This is a genomic window from Daejeonella sp. (assembly GCF_046590655.1).
In the GTDB taxonomy this organism is placed as follows: domain Bacteria; phylum Bacteroidota; class Bacteroidia; order Sphingobacteriales; family Sphingobacteriaceae; genus Daejeonella.
The window spans coordinates 12938-29080 of the sequence record NZ_JBKJUM010000144.1; the positions used below are offsets into that span (position 1 = coordinate 12938).

Consider the following 16143-nt stretch of genomic DNA (forward strand, 5'->3'; position numbering starts at 1 on the left):
GGGATTAAAGCAATATTTCAAACTCGGCTTTCCCATCCATACTGATAGATGGTGTCGGTTTTGCAAGTAAGAGATCGGAGATTTCCTTAGGCGGGGTTCTATAACTTACATCATCTTTTGCGTATGATAAAGTTGTTAAAAGGGTAGATCCAATTGAAAAATAGAGTAAGGTTTTCTTAAGCATAAAAATAAATTTTATTCGAAAATAAATATACTATTAAATGAACCTATAGCAGGAATCGGCTGCGTACCAATGCAATTGTTTTTTAAAAGAGAAGACTGTTTACGTTATTCTAAACTTTTTGAATAGAAGTTCAAATGTAATCTTCAATATTATTCCAGGCAAGAAAAAGACAGAATGATGGGTAATCTTAAAATTGTTTAGAAAAACCATTTTACAAAAAAGACTGCCCTTTCAGACAGCCTTTTTAAGAATAGTATAAAAGTTTAATTATGGATTTTGTTGTCCAACTAAGCTTTTATTAGCTTCTATTTCAGCTCTTGGTATTAAAAACTGCCATTTAACATCTCCAGCCGGAATACTTACAGTACCTGACATTGTTAAGGGTTCAAAATTCGGAAATGCTGCTGGTGTTCTGTCTAAAGGTAAATTTAATCTCTTTAGATCTAACCATCTAAAACCCTCTCCCCACAATTCAACTCTTCTGTCGAGTAAAATTTCTTCAGTTAAAGCTTGTCCATTATTTGTCGATATAACAGCGTTAGGATCTCTCATTTTAACTAAAGTAAACAAGGCATTTCTTGCATTTACGTCACTTCCAGTTTTAGCATAGGCCTCAGCTAATGTTAAAAACATTTCAGACGACCTCATTAACGGAACATCCCCCAAAGTTGGTTGTCCAACAACTTTAACGGCAAATTTTCTACTCATAAAAGCAACTCTCTGGAAACCTGTTGTTGGAAGTGGGAAGTTTGCTGCTGTTGGAGCCGGTTCCCACATTTTCTTTCTAACATCGGTAGAAGATATCTTGTTGTATATCGCAGAATTAATCCTTTTTGGGTTGCCTCTCATGTATGTAGTATTGGCATTATAAGCTATCTGGGAGAAGAAAGAACCAAATGTATCAGCCTGATCTGCAGCAGGAATTGAAGCCCACATAACCTCACTTAAAGATGGCGCATCATTAAAACCCGTCTGATATGCCGCAGCATTCATTAATGGAAATAACCCGGAATCGATAAGTTCTTTGGCAAATTTAATGGCATTAGGATAGTCCTGCATTGTTAAAGCAACTCTCGCTCTTAGTCCTTTTGCCACTGAAACATTGATATGGCTCTTGTTAACCCTGGTAGAAACGTTTAAAGCAATCGCAGCGTCCAAATCTTTGTTAATTTGAGAATATACTTCTTCTACAGTAGCTCTCGGCTTATTAGTGTCTGTCGAAGAAATTAAAAGTGGAACACCCAACTGCGCATTAGGCTTAGTAGCAGCATCGTACCGTTTGCCGAACATCTGCACTAAATAATAGTGACCATATGCTCTGAGAGTTAGCGCTTCAGCTTTAATACGTTTTTTATCGTCATCAGTTCCGGTACCAGCATCTGCATTATCAATTATAAAGTTTGCATTACCAATTATTCTATAATAAAGCCTGTAAGCATAACTCACCATAGCGCTATTATCCGCTCTGTGCGAATTCCAGGAACCTTCAGCCGAAAACCAGGTAACGGTTGTTTGTCCGATATCATCGCCCATAAAGTCAAAGCTCAAAAACATTCCCCCAACTCCTGGTTGGTTCTGGGCGCCGTATCGTTGGAACATATATCTGTAAATACCATTCAACGATGTATTAGCATTACCGGTAGTAGTAAAAACAGCCGAATAATCTACCTGATCGGTGGGGGCAGTTTCGAGATAGTCTTTTTTACATGATGATACCGAGAAGATTAATGTCCCAAACAGTATCAATATTATTTTATTTCTCATAATTCAAATTATTATAAATTAACGCTCAAACCAAATGTAACAGTACGACTTGGCGTATATGATGTGCTGTTAACTCCTGCAAATGACTCTGTTGGATTTAAACCTTTCCTCTTAGAAAATAAGGCTAAATTTTCTCCGGAAGTAAATAGTCTGGCACCACTTATATCTAATCTATCTAAATATTTCTTTGGTATGCGATAAGACATATTCACATTGCTAAACGTTAAATATGAAGCATCTATCAGCCATCTTGTTGATTGAGCTGTAAAAAAAGAAGTGCTTGTTACATCTAATCTTGGATGTTTCGAAGAAGTATTGGTTTCAGTCCAGGCATTTAACGCATCTTTATGAAGTGCACTTCCAAAGTTTACTCCCATTAAATTAGCATATTGCCCATCATAAAATTTACCTCCAATTTGGTAATTAACCAGGAAAGATAATTGTAGGTTTTTGTAATTAAATGTATTTGTAACTGCACCAAATAAATCAGGAATTGCAGTTCCAGAATAATCAAATCTTGCATTATTAAAATTGGTAGTAAGTTTCTGGCCGTTGACAGTTCTTAAATCTGTTGTTGCTGTTTCTGTCGGAAAATATAATGCAGCACCATCCGATGGATCGACACCTGCGTACTGACGTAAATAGAATTGGTAAATATCTTGTCCAACCTCATATCTCTTAGTTCCAGAGGTAATTTGAGGAGTTTCCGCAGGTAATTTTGTAATCTCATTCTTTACAACTGAGGAATTTGTTAGAATATTCCAGGAGAAGTTTTTCTTTCTTAATATATCTCCACCTAATTGCAGTTCAATCCCTTTGTTAGTCATTGTTCCGATGTTCTTTCTAATTGATGTTATAGGATCTGACAAAGGTTGGGGAACTGAAAATAGCAAATCTCTCGAGCCCCTGTTAAACGCTTCTAATTCTCCAGTAAGTCTGCCTTTAAAAAATGAAAAGGCAGTACCGATGTTCAATGTATTTATAGTTTCCCATTTCAAATCAGGTGTTGCAGCGCTTGACAGTAAAATTCCAGGCTCAGCACCATTGTTGAATCCCAAATCATAGAATGCTTGATAGTTATAATAAGAATCCAATGCATCGTTTCCAACTTCTCCATAAGATGCTTTTAATCTTAAATCATCGATCCACTCAGCTTTCTTCAAAAAGTTCTCTTTAGAAATTGACCATGAGCCACCTAATGAATAGAAAACACCATATCTGGATTGAGGAGAAAATCGTGATGATCCGTCTCGTCTTAACGAAGCATCGACAAAGTATTTTTCATCAAAACTATAAGATGCTTTGCTAAATAAGGATTCGATTCTATATTGATCTTGCGAACCGCCAGAAGATTGAGGTGTTACAAAATTTGCAAACTGGGTATTTCCGGCTAAAATTTGATTCACTTTAGTAGAGTTATTTGTTGTAAATTCAAGATCATAGTTTTCGTGACCAGCTAATGCATTAACACTATGTTTGCCGAAAGACTTATTATATGATAATACTTGATTAAAAGTATAAGATCTGGTCAAAGCGTTAGTTCTTGCTGCAGAACCATTCAAACCAGCGCCATCTCCAACAATTGCATTTCTAAATTCATTGGAATTAGATTGACTTAGGTCGATATTTACGCTGGGTCTGAAAGTAAAGTCTTTCAAAAACTTTATTTCAGCGTACGTTCTTGCATTAACAGCAACTCTTTTATTAATCACATCGTTTAACAATGTTTCATACACAACGTTTCTACCCGGACTTGCGCCACCTGGTCTGTTCACCGAACCCGGGTGAACGCCATAGTCATAAAATTGGGCACCTGTAGGTGTATTTATCGGATTACCTGAGGTACTATAAGCTCTAACAGGATATATAGGCCCAATACCTCTGGCAAATTGAAATATATTAATAAAACTGGCTGCATTACCAGTCGAAGCATCCAGTGCCAAATTGCCATCAGATAAATTTCCTGCTAAATTTAATCCCGTTTTTAACCAGCTTTTTACTTGGGAGTTCACGTTTATTCTTGCGTTAAATCTGCTGAAATCAGATTTTTCTATGAATCCTTTGTCATCCAGATAACCAAGGGATACAAAAAAGTCAGATTTACCATTATTCCCGCTAAAACTTAAATCAGCATTATTACGAGCTCCAACTCGTTGAATTGGTTTATACCAGTCAAAATCGTTATACAGTAATGAAGCACCAGGATTAAGCTTACCATCTACGCCTACAACCTGATTACCCGGAACATTGAAAGGGTTGTAAACCAAACTTGTAGCAGTGGTATTAGAAGCTCGAGTTGCAGCAGCAGCTGGTGTTAATGGTGTGCCAGATCTTGGGTAGACCAAACTATTTCTGACTGCCTGCCAAATAGCAGGATAATATTCGAGAGTTCCAACACGATCGTACTCAGGAATACCTCGCTCTGAAAAACCTCTGTTCAAATTGACATTGATTCTTGTTTCTCCAATTTTCCCTTTTTTAGTATTTATAAGGATAACACCGTTAGCACCTCGAGCTCCGTACAAAGCTGACGACGATGCATCTTTAAGTAAGGAGACGCTTTCAATGTCACTCGCATTAATATCTCCAATATTCCCATCGTATACAGACCCATCTAAAACATACAAAGGTGAATTGGACGCGGAAATAGAACCAAATCCTCTAATTCGAACTGCTGAACTAGTCCCGGGCTGTCCATTTGCAGCACCAACCTGAATCCCTGGAGCTACCCCTTGTAAAACATTAGAAATATTTGTAACAACTCTGTTTTCAATGGCGGCAGCGTTCAAAGTAGCTACCGAACCAGTTATTGCTTCTCTTTTAGCTGTACCGTAGGCTACGACTACAATTTCAGATAATGCCCTTGAATCTGTACTCATAGTGGCGTTTATCACCGTTCGTGTCCCAATGACCATTGTTTGATTAGAATATCCTATGAAAGAAAATTCTATACTGGAAGCAGTAGATGGAACCGCTAAAGAATAGATTCCATTCACATCTGTTTGAGTTCCGAGTGGCATCCCGATAACTTTTACTGATACTCCTGGTAAAGGTAGGCCGTCTTCGCTGGCAGTTACTTTACCAGTAATTCTTTTGTCTTGAGCAAAAGCGGCACAAACCAGCAATACACAGGCAAAGAAGATACTTAGTAATTTTTTTTTCATTTTTTCTGTTTTGATTAGTGATTTTTTTGATGATAAGAATTAAAAGATGTCAATTGTTAATGATTTTTTATATATATAAAAAGGCTAAAATTCGCAAAAAAAAACGTTAGTGCCTAAACAATTCTCTTTCAATTGCAGAAAAATATGTAAAGAGTGCATAAAAGACAAAAAAGACCGTGTTTAAATCCAATAATTCAATCGGAGAAGGGGTGGGGTTCAGAAATAAGACCATTTTGCCAGATATTCAATATATCGGGTCCGATGCTGGTAGTTTGTACAGGTTTGCCCGTTAAAACAGGCGATTGAATACCACTTTCCCATTCTTTAGGGCCTGTAAACACTCTCGCCTCATCCCACAAACCTGCTTCGATAAATAAACTAAGCATAGTTGCACCTCCCTCGATGATTATGGATTGTACGTCCATTAGATACAACTGATAACAGATGAGTTGAGGGAGCAGATAATCAAAATCTTCAAGTGTCAGATATTTGATTCTACCGTTCAGCCCGGACTTTATTGAATTGAAAATAATAGTATCTTGACTCTGGTCAAAAATGTTCAGACTTTCAGGCAGATCGAGATGCCTGTCAACAATAATTCTTATCGGCCTCTTTCCCGACCATTTGCGAATATCTAACCGTGGATTGTCTGCTAAACCAGTGTTCTTCCCAATTAGAACAGCATCTTCCTCACTCCGCCACCTATGAACCATTTGTTTAGCCTGCATGGAGCTAATCCATTTTTGGCTTCCATCCTTCGGGGCAAAAAAACCGTTTTTAGTTTGCGCCCATTTAAGAATAATATAGGGTCGCTGTTTTTCTATTCTGGTAGTAAAGCGTTTGTTTAGAGAGCTACACTCATTTTCGAGCACACCCTCAACCACGTCCAACCCGGCCTCGCGTAATTTTTCAATTCCTTTTCCATTTACATGGGGAAATGAATCCCTGCATCCAATAACAACTCTGGGGATATAATTATTAATGATCAAATCGGCGCAGGGAGGTGTTTTACCGAAGTGTGTGCATGGTTCAAGATTTACATACATTGTTGATCTTTTTAACAACTCTTCTGCATTCGAAAACGAATCAAAAACACTTTTAATTGCGTTAACCTCGGCATGAGCCTCACCAAACTTCATGTGATAGCCCTCACCAATTATTACATCATCACACACTATTACTGCGCCCACCATCGGATTAGGGCTGACGGACGCCAAACCCAGGCGGGCCAGTTCAATACAGCGTCGCATGTAGTGCTCATGATTTAACATGCTGTAAAAGTAAGGAGGATTACAGTTCTTTTTGGATGTTGTGAATTATTTTTGGGGTGGGGGGTCCCTCGCTCGCTTCGGGACGGCGCCTATTAGAGGACAAGAGATTTCTCGTCGCTGGAAATTTGTTTTTATAGTATTAGTTCAGAGAATCCTAGTTTTTCTGGAAATTCTTAATTTCCTCTGGATTGGAAGTTAATATCTTCAGTGCGTCAAGCTTAATAATTAGCTCCGAAACTTGGATTGTTGATAGTCAGGGGGAGAAGAAAGCCTCGTACAACCCAGTCAAACCATTTATTACGGCGATGTCCTGACATGATTGGGCATCTATACCCAGACCGTTCTAAGCAGCTGTGGGTTGCCGATATAATCTTTATCTCTATCGGTTATAGCTTCAATTACTGAGCCTGATACTTTGAACAGAATATCATATCCATCTCCTAACTTTTTTACAATACAAATTATACTCCTCCCCAAATTTTTTTCTCAGACGAGGTTCTTAGTCAAGTAGTATAAAAATACTGAATGCTACAAAAACAAACAGTGCATAAATCCACAATATTTTGATTGAGAAAATATAGCCTCACCCATTAATATCATCGTCACGCCTACATACATTGGATTACGAGAGAACTTATAAAGTGCAGTTATAACTAATCGTTTTGTCGGGTCAGCAGGAGAAAGTGTTCGCCGTCCTTTAACTGCAAAGCTTATGATGCAAGTCATCATAATTACGAATCCAATGACAAAAACAGTTGTTCCTAAATAATGGTGGAATAGTAAAGGTTGAGTTAATATGTAGTTTGCGCCATCTCCCAAAATCAAAAACGGTATCAGTCCTGCAACTATTCCCGGTTGTAAGATTGTAAAAAATAAATTACGTAAAAGTAATGATACCATTTTTCAGTTTGTTAAAGCTAACTTATCGCAGTCAAGGATAAAAAAACCATTAGCTTTAAATAAAATTGCCTTCACCGGCTTTAAATTGCTGCCTTTCAGGTTGTGCAAATTGCCTTACAGAGAGGTTGTCAACATCCCGGATCAGTGGTCATCATCACGGGAATACACACCTCCGCGCCCTTCGTGTGTACTTCGCGACCTTTGCGTTAAAATATCCGCCACGCAGGGAGAAATCATGCGATGCAGATGTGAGTTCCATCTTCAAAAGACAAGACACGGAGAAAAATATTAGAGTTGCTCCGTAAAAAAGATATGACGGCTGGGAAATCGTAGACAACTTCAATATTTCCGCCGAGTATTTCACATCACCTGTAGAAAGTATAGATTTTGTACTTATATTATGCTACTTAAACAAATTTATATGACTTATCATTACAAAAAAATTACTGTTTTACTTTTATTTATTGCAAGTGCTAGTTGCCTATTTGGGCAAGGTATAAAGGGAAAAATTACCGATGGTGCAGATGGGAGCGTCATGCCTGGCGTAAGTATTTCTCTGCTTAACAGCACTATAGGTACCTCAACTGATGATAATGGTGAATATAACCTTAAACTAGCAAGTGGCAATTACACTATAAAAATTACATTTATTGGTTATGAATCTCAAACCCAACAGGTAACTGTAGGAAGTTCAATAATCAACCTAAATTTCGCTTTAAAATTATCAGGTTCTTTCTTATCCGAGGTTTCGGTAATTGGTTCCCGCTCTAGTGAACCACGTACAAACGTAAACTCGTTGGTACCAATAGACGTTATTTCTGCTAAAGAGCTTAAAAGTTTTCCTCAGCTAGATATAAGTCAAATCTTAAATTATATTGCCCCTTCATTTAGCTCTAACCGCCAAACCGTAGCTGACGGAACTGACCATATAGATCCTGCATCGTTGCGTGGTTTAGGGCCAGATCAGGTTTTGGTTTTAGTTAATGGTAAAAGAAGACATACTACCGCATTGGTAAATATCAACGGTACATTTGGCCGTGGATCTGTAGGAACCGACATGAACTCTATCCCTGTTGCAGCCATAGAAAGAATTGAAGTTTTGAGGGATGGAGCAGCCGCACAATATGGTTCTGATGCCATCGCAGGTGTTATTAATCTTGTATTGAAAAAAGAAACTCCATTATTGATTTCTGCTTTGTATGGTCAGTCTAATTCTAATAGTTTAGGAAGAGACCATACCGACGGAAAAACCTATCAATTAGATGCAAGTAAAGGATGGAATTTAAGTAACAAAGGTTTTGTCAGCTTGGCTGCGCAATACTTAGATAGGGGCGCAACCAACAGAGGCGGCTTAGACACACGCCCATTGTTATATTCTGCCAACCCTGCAAAAGGAAGTTCAGAAAGTGAAGCAGACTTTCAAACACGTTTTGCAGGTTTAAAAGCAATAGATAATGCCAGGGCATTAACAAATGGAGTTAGTCGTAATAACATGATTGTTGGAAACTCACATTCTAAAAACTATGGCTCGTTTGCAAATGGCGAATATGAATTAGGAAGTGACATGAAAGGCTATTTAGCAGTTGGTTACACACGCAAAACAGGTTTGGCAGCAGGTTTCACACGCCTTCCTACACAAGCTACACAAATAGATATAGGCATTTATCCTAATGGATTTTTACCTTTTATTAACACTACCATAAACGATTTTTCTGTTAGTGGCGGCATAAAGGGAAAAATTAGCAAATGGAACTACGACATTAGTAACTCTTTTGGCAGCAATGGAATTCGTTTTGACATTAATAATACTTTAAATGCTTCTTTACCACTTGGAACCAGTCCAAAAGAATTTTATGCAGGTAAAGTTCGTTTTGCACAGAACACCACTAATTTTGATGTATCAAGAAAGTACGAGTTTGCCAGTTTCCTAAAATCTTTAAACACGGCTTATGGGGCAGAATTTAGAATTGATAATTATGCAATTACCGCTGGAGAAGAGCTATCTTACTCTTTTGGACAGCCGTCTAAAAACATCCAGGGCAGAGCAGTAGGAAGTGGTTTTGCGGCTGCTGGTGCGCAAGTATTTCCAGGATATAAACCTGCAAATGCGTTAGATAAATCAAGAAATAATATTGGTCTTTATGCAGATTATGAAGCAGAATTAGGTAAAAGTATTGTATTGGAAGGTGCAGGCAGGTTTGAAAACTTTAGCGATTTTGGTTCTAATTTCTCTTATAAAATTGCTGGTAAGGTTAAAGTAATAAACCAATTATCATTACGTGGTGCTTATGCAACAGGCTTCAGAGCGCCATCTTTGGCACAAAGATATTTTGGTAATGAAAGTACTCAATTTATCAGTGGTTTACCAACTCAGGTGTTAACCGTAAACAATGATAATCCTATAGTAAGGAAATTTGGTGTAGAATCTTTAAAAGCAGAAAAATCTAAATCTGCCAGCATAGGAATTGCAGGAAAAATAATTGAAGGTTTAACCTACACAATTGATGCATATCAGATAGACATAGAAGATCGTATCGTTTTTTCTTCTCAATACGCCAGAGAGAGAACTGCTGGTGTAATTAACCCAAACGGATTAGTGAATCAGATATTAGACACGGTAGATCCAATGCGTCAGATAAATAGTGTGCAATTTTTTACTAATGCTATATCTACCAGAACCAAAGGTTTAGATGTTGTGATAACGGAGAAAATAATATTGAACACGATGGGTAACCTAACCTTTTCTGCAGCTGTAAACTTTAATGAAACTAAAGTTAGAGAGATAAAAGGATCCGCTATTATTGAGGCCGACCCGGCTTTGAAAGCAAGATTGTTTGATAGAACAGAGCGTTCAAGATATGAATCATCAGTACCACAAAGTAAATTAAACTTAAGCAGTGCCTATTCATACAAAAAGTTAGATGTTTCTTTAAGAACAGTAAGATTCGGAGAAGTGGCTTTCTTAAATCCGGTTGACCCAACTATTGCAGCTAATAATCTGCCTTTAGAAATGGACCAAGTGTATGCTGGAAAATGGGTGACTGATTTTTCTGTAGGTTATAAAATTACTAAACAAATAGGAGCAACCCTTGGAATAAACAATTTATTTGACGTTTATCCAGACAAAATGTATATCGATCCACGTAACAATGAAAATAATCTGAGCAGTGTTAATGGCTACACGGGTGCCAGAGATAATACATCTAACGGTAGGTTTTTATATAGCCGGGCCGTAACCCAATTTGGTTTTAACGGTCGTTTTATTTCTGGAAAAATTACTTACACATTGTAGGTAGTGTACTCTAAGATAAAAAGCAAAAAAATTGTAACAGAAAGCCCACCCCATTGCGTAGCTATGGGACAGCCTATTACACATGCTGCCATCATCTTAACCGGTTTCCTCCGCGCCCTTCGTGTGTCCTTCGTGTCCTCTACCGGTAAAATATCCGCCAAGCAGGGAGAAATCTCCAATCTCCCCACAGGGCATGCCGTTGGTTTGGCATTGTACTTTCGGATAGCTTAATTATACTGTCTTGGATAGTGGACAAAATCACATACGGCAAAATTCACTCGGCACTTTTTTACGGAGGTCTATTTATCATCATTGAAAATATATTGGAAATGTTGATGTTTGATAGTGAACCGTGGCGTTTATTAGCAAATGTGATTTATAATTTCTTAGTATAAGTAAGCATACCGACGCGAACGCACGGCAGAAGGTCTTTGGAACAACGGAGCTAAGCATAAACTATTTATTTATCTGTCGTTGTTGTTTATTCTGGAGCCCATATTAAGTCGAGTTACAGAAAATCTGCGTATTGAAAATGGACTAGTTTTTCTTGCAATTGTCTGGAATGCACTATATATTTCGCTTTTTGTATATGACTGGTTTATGTTGAAAAAAATACATAGAATTAGTTGGGTAGGATTTGTGTGGTTTTATATTGTTTGGATAATTTCAGTGATGATATAAACAGGGCTAGCGTTCAAAAATTTACCAATCGAAATCCTTACGATGTCGAAATAATTATCGCACTTAAACTTTCCATCTTTCTGGAAATTCATCAAACACATGTTTCTGCTATCATAATAGGTAGCAGACTTAAGCCGCAGACACCAAATTTTCGATTAACTTAAAAGAATTTCGTATAACAATAGGTTTGTGTGTTATGCTTTTCGCAAATCTTTGTATATTTAATTTAAGTAAATAAAATCTTTTTTATTAAAATAAGATTTATAATGTATGGATAAGGAAAATCACCGCATTACACCGATTCAAATCAATAAAGAAGAGTTTAGAAGAATTGGCTATCGTTTAGTTGACACAATTGCTGATTTTTATGATACGATACATGAAAGGCCTGTTACTCTGGGAGAAAGCCCAAGCCAGATACAAACTGTTTTAGGCAATACCTCTTTACCTGAAAATGAAACTTCTGTTTCAGAATTATTTGATAAGACTTCCGATTTATTACTTAACCATTCATTGTTAAATGGACATCCAAAGTTTTTTGGATACATCACTTCATCCCCGACACAAATTGGTGCATTGGCAGATTTGTTAGCTACGGCTATTAACCCTAATATTGGTGCAAATATTTTAAGTCCAATGGCAACCGCTATTGAAAGGCAGACAGTAAAATGGCTGGCAGAATTTATAGGAGTTTCTCCTGCCTGTGGTGGAATATTTGTAAGCGGTGGAAATATGGCAAACTTCACTGCTTTCTTAGCTGCAAGAACTGCGAAAGCACCGAAAAGCATGAAAGAAGATGGGTTAGCAAACACTGCCGGTGAGATGGTATTTTATTGCTCAAAAGCAACGCACACATGGATTGAGAAAGCCGCAGTTTTGTTCGGACATGGCTTAAAAGCCCTCCGGTGGATACCTACCGATTCTGAAAATAAAATGAACTTGAATATTTTGTCGTTAACCATTGCGGATGATCTGAAAAACGGCAAAAAACCTTTTCTTGTAATTGCAAATGCAGGAGATGTGAGTACAGGTGTGGTAGATGATCTCGCGGCAATAGCAGCGATTTGCAAAGCAAATAATTTATGGTTTCATATTGACGGTGCATATGGAATACCTGCCGCAGTAATCCCAAAATACAAAAATATATTTAACGGTATTCAGGAAGCTGATTCCATTGCGCTGGACCCACACAAATGGCTTTACGCACCGCTTGAAGCCGGTTGCACTTTAGTAAAAAATCCTCAACATCTGATTGATACTTACAGTGCACATCCGGTTTATTACAACTTTGATAATAACACAGACGAAGTCACGCTTAATTATCATAATTATGGTTTTCAAAATTCAAGAGGCTTTAGAGCATTAAAAGTGTGGATGGCTTTGCAGCAAGCAGGTAAAAATGGTTACATAGAAATGATAAATGAAGACATCGAACTATCACAACTTTTATTTGACGAAGCACAAAAGCATGACGAGCTTGAAGCAGTAACGCAGAACTTAAGCATCGCTACATTGCGCTATGTTCCTTTAAATTATGTGAAAGATGAAAAAATAGGTGAAGCTAATTTAAATACATTAAACGAAGAATTATTGAATGAATTACAACAAGGAGGCGAAGTGTTTTTGTCCAATGCTGTAGTTGCAGACAAATATTGTTTAAGAGCTTGCATCGTAAATTTCAGGACTTCAAAAAAAGACATTCATGAGACGATTAAATTGATAGTTCGGGAAGGGCGAAAAGTTTACAATAAGATTCAGAATAGCTAACAACTCTTTTTATAATCTTTTGCACCGAAATTAAGCCTCGGATCCTAATCCTGAAATTACACGAACGCACAACATTCGGTTTGACAATATGATGGGGTGACAAATAGATGTACAACTTCTTGTTCGCTAATCAGCTTCCGTTCCAGCTAACTAATTAAAGCAATTAATTCAATAAACAATGAAATTTCAGTTATAAATTCAGCAGCAGTTAAGGACTGACGGAACACAGAATATCGCCACATCGCTAATGCGTTAAAGTTGTTTGCAATGGATTTGCATATAGTCAGAACGTCCTAATTTCAATCAAAACAATAATTTATGAAGCGCAGAACCTTTATTAAAGACTCTACATTGACTGCTTTTAGCATTGCAACATTTGGAGCCATCAATTGGAATGGAAAAAGCTTTGAAGGTGAAAGCGAGACAACCAGTGATATTTTAGGTCCGTTTTACCGCCCGGGATCACCAATGAGGAGCAACTTAATTCCTGCCGGATCAAAAGGAAAGGTGATGCATTTAAGTGGAACTATTTTAAAAAAGGATCGCAAAACTCCATTATCTAATGTACTTATTGAAGCTTGGCAATGCGATGAACATGAACATTATGATAATACGTCTGATGACTACAAATTCCGGGGAGCGGTAAAAACAGGTAGAGATGGTAGATATGCATTTAAAACTATCATACCCGTACCTTACAAAGATGGTGAAGACTGGAGCCCTGCACATATACACTTAAGAATTTCAAGTAATGATCATCAGGATCTCATCACCCAAATATATTTTAAAGGGGATCCTCATATTAAAGAAGACGCGGCAGCCAGGTCACCGAAATCCATCAACCGTATTTTGGAAATCAAGAAAAAATCTTCTAATGAGAGCATGGTTAGATTTGATGTTGTAATGGGAAACACATTTCAATTGAATGATGAGGGATATAAGAAAATTACAGGTCTATATAAACTGAAAGACGGGATGGCTGAATTTATCCGGGAAGACGATTTACTCATCTTAAAGTTAAATGGACAGATTATGGAGGGATTAGTTTACACGGGGAACAATGCATTTGAAGGAGGAATTGGCTATAATAAAGTAAAATTTGAATTGATGGCTAGCGGGAATGTAAAAACAAATATTACGATGTGGGATTCTTGGTCAGAAGATCAAAAATTTTTAGAATTACATGAAGGAATAAAAGTTCTTAAATATGGCAAATAGCCTTGACTGTATTTTTTTGAAAAGTTGAAGTATGATGAAAGAAACAAATCCACTGCCCACAACATTCGGTTTGCTGCTATGCCGGCTGACGAATAAAAAATCATCTTCATATCACTATCAACTATTGTCCGGCAGACGAATATATGTCAGCTTATGTTGTTAACTTCATCTTCAGTTTTTTAATCAGCTTCAGTTCCGGGTTGGGCATTTAAAATACCGACACAGCAGCAAGCCCTGTTCGTTAGCGGCAACCCTATAGTGACACGTTACAGCAATCAAACTTAATAATGACAACTATCACTAAAACTAGAATAGCATCTATTGACTTATTAAAGGTTTAGTGATGGTAATCATGGCACTTGACCATGTAAGATGGTTATTTTCATTTTTCCGCTTTTATGTTTGACCCGACCGCCTATCCTTTATTGCCATGGATTGCAGTGATGTCATTGGGATATTGTTTTGGTTCGCTTTATAATTTTTCTTTTGATGCCGCTAGAAGAAAAAAAATATTGAATGGTTTAGAATAATTACATTTTTAAATAGTAAGATATGGTGCAGCAATCGCTAACAAAAAACAGGATCCAATCCATTGATTTGCTTCGTGGCCTGGTCATGATCATCATGGCACTCGATCATACCCGTGATTATTTTCATAGTGCCGCTAATGCCAGCGATCCTCTTGACCTGGCCACCACCACTCCTCTTCTTTATTTCACCCGGTGGATTACTCATTTTTGTGCTCCCATTTTTGTTTTTCTATCTGGTGTGTCAGCTTGGCTGCAGAGTGGCCGCAAAACAAAAAAAGAACTCAGCCGCTTTTTAATAACCCGTGGGCTTTGGCTTGTTATTATGGAAGTAGCCATAATCGGCCTGAGTATAACGGCAGATATATATTATAGTTTTTTCTTTTTGCAAACTATCTGGGCTATTGGCATCAGCATGATCATACTTGGCCTTGTTATATGGCTTCCTTTTAATGCAATACTAGCTCTCGGTTTATTGATTGTATTAGGGCATAACAGTATTGACTTTGCAGAAGCAAGCCGCAATGGAAACGTTCCGGTATGGTGGAACTTTTTACACCGTCCTTCCGTGGTTACTTTGGATGCTAACCATTCCATAGGTATTTTTTATCCTTTTCTTCCGTGGACAGGCCTGATGATACTTGGCTATTGCGGTGGCAAAATATTCAGCAATATCGAACCACCACGCCGGAATAAACTATTGCTTTGGATGGGAATTGGCGCCTTGCTGTTATTTATTGTTTTACGGTTTATTGATTTTTATGGCGATCCCGGTCATTGGGTAAGGCAGAAAAATCCATTATATACCTTTCTTGATTTTATGGATGTGCAGAAATATCCACCATCGTTACTTTATATGTTTGCTACGGTTGGCTGTGCTTTAATTTTTTTGGCGGTTGTGAAAAATACCACCAGCAGGCTGGCGAAAATCATTATCATTTATGGCCGGGTACCTTTTTTCTATTATATACTTCATTTCTACCTGCTCAGTACGCTGAATATTATTTTATTTTTATCAAGAGGGCATACAGTTGCAGAGGGAATGAAAGGTATCCCCGGGCTTCCATTCAAATTCGGAATACCAGGTGAAGGGTATAGCTTGTGGATAGTGTATGGTATATGGATGGCGGTAGTTATTGTTTTATATCCGTTGTGCAAATGGTATGATAGATATAAAACTAATAACAAAGAAAAGTGGTGGCTCAGTTATTTGTAAAAAATGAAATGAAAAACAAAACAACATCAGGTAAAAAAATCACAATCTATTATCTCACCCGTATTAATAAAATGAATGTCATGAATAAATTATCGGTTATTCTTGTAATGTTAATTGCCAGTTCAGCATTTTCCCAAACAAACATTAAAGCTTCTCCTG

9 protein-coding genes are annotated in these 16143 nt (G+C 37.5%); 4 read left to right on the forward strand and 5 right to left on the reverse strand.

Annotated elements, in window-relative coordinates; all coding sequences use genetic code 11:
* Positions 1-4: 4 nt before the first annotated feature.
* The 5 genes from ACLL8Z_RS13415 to ACLL8Z_RS13435 form a co-directional block, all read right to left on the reverse strand.
* On the reverse strand, positions 5-184 hold the full coding sequence (locus ACLL8Z_RS13415) for a hypothetical protein (protein ID WP_411275296.1): 180 nt from the start codon (positions 182-184) through the stop codon (positions 5-7).
* A 267-nt stretch (positions 185-451) separates the two neighbouring features.
* Positions 452-1948, reverse strand: a complete 1497-nt coding sequence (locus tag ACLL8Z_RS13420) for a RagB/SusD family nutrient uptake outer membrane protein (RefSeq protein WP_411275297.1) — start codon at positions 1946-1948, stop codon at positions 452-454.
* Between the two features lie 11 nt (positions 1949-1959).
* A complete protein-coding gene (locus ACLL8Z_RS13425) occupies positions 1960-5112 on the reverse strand; it encodes a SusC/RagA family TonB-linked outer membrane protein (protein ID WP_411275298.1) in 3153 nt (1050 codons plus the stop codon).
* A gap of 194 nt (positions 5113-5306) precedes the next feature.
* On the reverse strand, positions 5307-6383 hold the full coding sequence (ribD, locus tag ACLL8Z_RS13430; protein WP_411275299.1) for a bifunctional diaminohydroxyphosphoribosylaminopyrimidine deaminase/5-amino-6-(5-phosphoribosylamino)uracil reductase RibD: 1077 nt from the start codon (positions 6381-6383) through the stop codon (positions 5307-5309).
* Positions 6384-6911: 528 nt separating this feature from the next.
* Positions 6912-7283 (reverse strand): methyltransferase family protein, encoded by a 372-nt coding sequence (locus ACLL8Z_RS13435; RefSeq protein WP_411275300.1) that lies wholly within the window; start codon positions 7281-7283, stop codon positions 6912-6914.
* A gap of 421 nt (positions 7284-7704) precedes the next feature.
* On the opposite strand from ACLL8Z_RS13435, the gene ACLL8Z_RS13440 reads away from it, so the two are divergent.
* The 4 genes from ACLL8Z_RS13440 (at position 7705) to ACLL8Z_RS13455 (ending at position 15984) form a co-directional block, all read left to right on the forward strand.
* The gene (locus ACLL8Z_RS13440) at positions 7705-10575 is read left to right on the forward strand and encodes a TonB-dependent receptor (RefSeq protein ID WP_411275301.1); all 2871 of its coding nucleotides are present in this window, start codon (positions 7705-7707) and stop codon (positions 10573-10575) included.
* A 951-nt stretch (positions 10576-11526) separates the two neighbouring features.
* Positions 11527-13023, forward strand: coding sequence for a pyridoxal phosphate-dependent decarboxylase family protein (locus ACLL8Z_RS13445; protein ID WP_411275302.1), 1497 nt, complete (start codon positions 11527-11529; stop codon positions 13021-13023).
* Between the two features lie 318 nt (positions 13024-13341).
* Positions 13342-14241, forward strand: a complete 900-nt coding sequence (locus ACLL8Z_RS13450; protein WP_411275303.1) for a hypothetical protein — start codon at positions 13342-13344, stop codon at positions 14239-14241.
* Between the two features lie 552 nt (positions 14242-14793).
* Positions 14794-15984 carry a DUF1624 domain-containing protein gene (locus ACLL8Z_RS13455; protein ID WP_411275304.1) on the forward strand — a complete coding sequence of 397 codons (1191 nt, stop codon included), beginning with the start codon at positions 14794-14796 and terminating at the stop codon, positions 15982-15984.
* Positions 15985-16143: the final 159 nt, after the last annotated feature.

Excerpts from the sequence above, each read along its gene's own strand:
- ACLL8Z_RS13415 (WP_411275296.1), bottom strand. The coding sequence starts at position 184 with ATGCTTAAGAAAACCTTACTCTATTTTTCAATTGGATCTACCCTTTTA.
- ACLL8Z_RS13420 (WP_411275297.1), bottom strand. The coding sequence starts at position 1,948 with ATGAGAAATAAAATAATATTGATACTGTTTGGGACATTAATCTTCTCG.
- ACLL8Z_RS13425 (WP_411275298.1), bottom strand. The coding sequence starts at position 5,112 with ATGAAAAAAAAATTACTAAGTATCTTCTTTGCCTGTGTATTGCTGGTT.
- ribD (WP_411275299.1), bottom strand. The coding sequence starts at position 6,383 with ATGTTAAATCATGAGCACTACATGCGACGCTGTATTGAACTGGCCCGC.
- ACLL8Z_RS13435 (WP_411275300.1), bottom strand. The coding sequence starts at position 7,283 with ATGGTATCATTACTTTTACGTAATTTATTTTTTACAATCTTACAACCG.
- ACLL8Z_RS13440 (WP_411275301.1), top strand. The coding sequence starts at position 7,705 with ATGACTTATCATTACAAAAAAATTACTGTTTTACTTTTATTTATTGCA.
- ACLL8Z_RS13445 (WP_411275302.1), top strand. The coding sequence starts at position 11,527 with ATGGATAAGGAAAATCACCGCATTACACCGATTCAAATCAATAAAGAA.
- ACLL8Z_RS13450 (WP_411275303.1), top strand. The coding sequence starts at position 13,342 with ATGAAGCGCAGAACCTTTATTAAAGACTCTACATTGACTGCTTTTAGC.
- ACLL8Z_RS13455 (WP_411275304.1), top strand. The coding sequence starts at position 14,794 with ATGGTGCAGCAATCGCTAACAAAAAACAGGATCCAATCCATTGATTTG.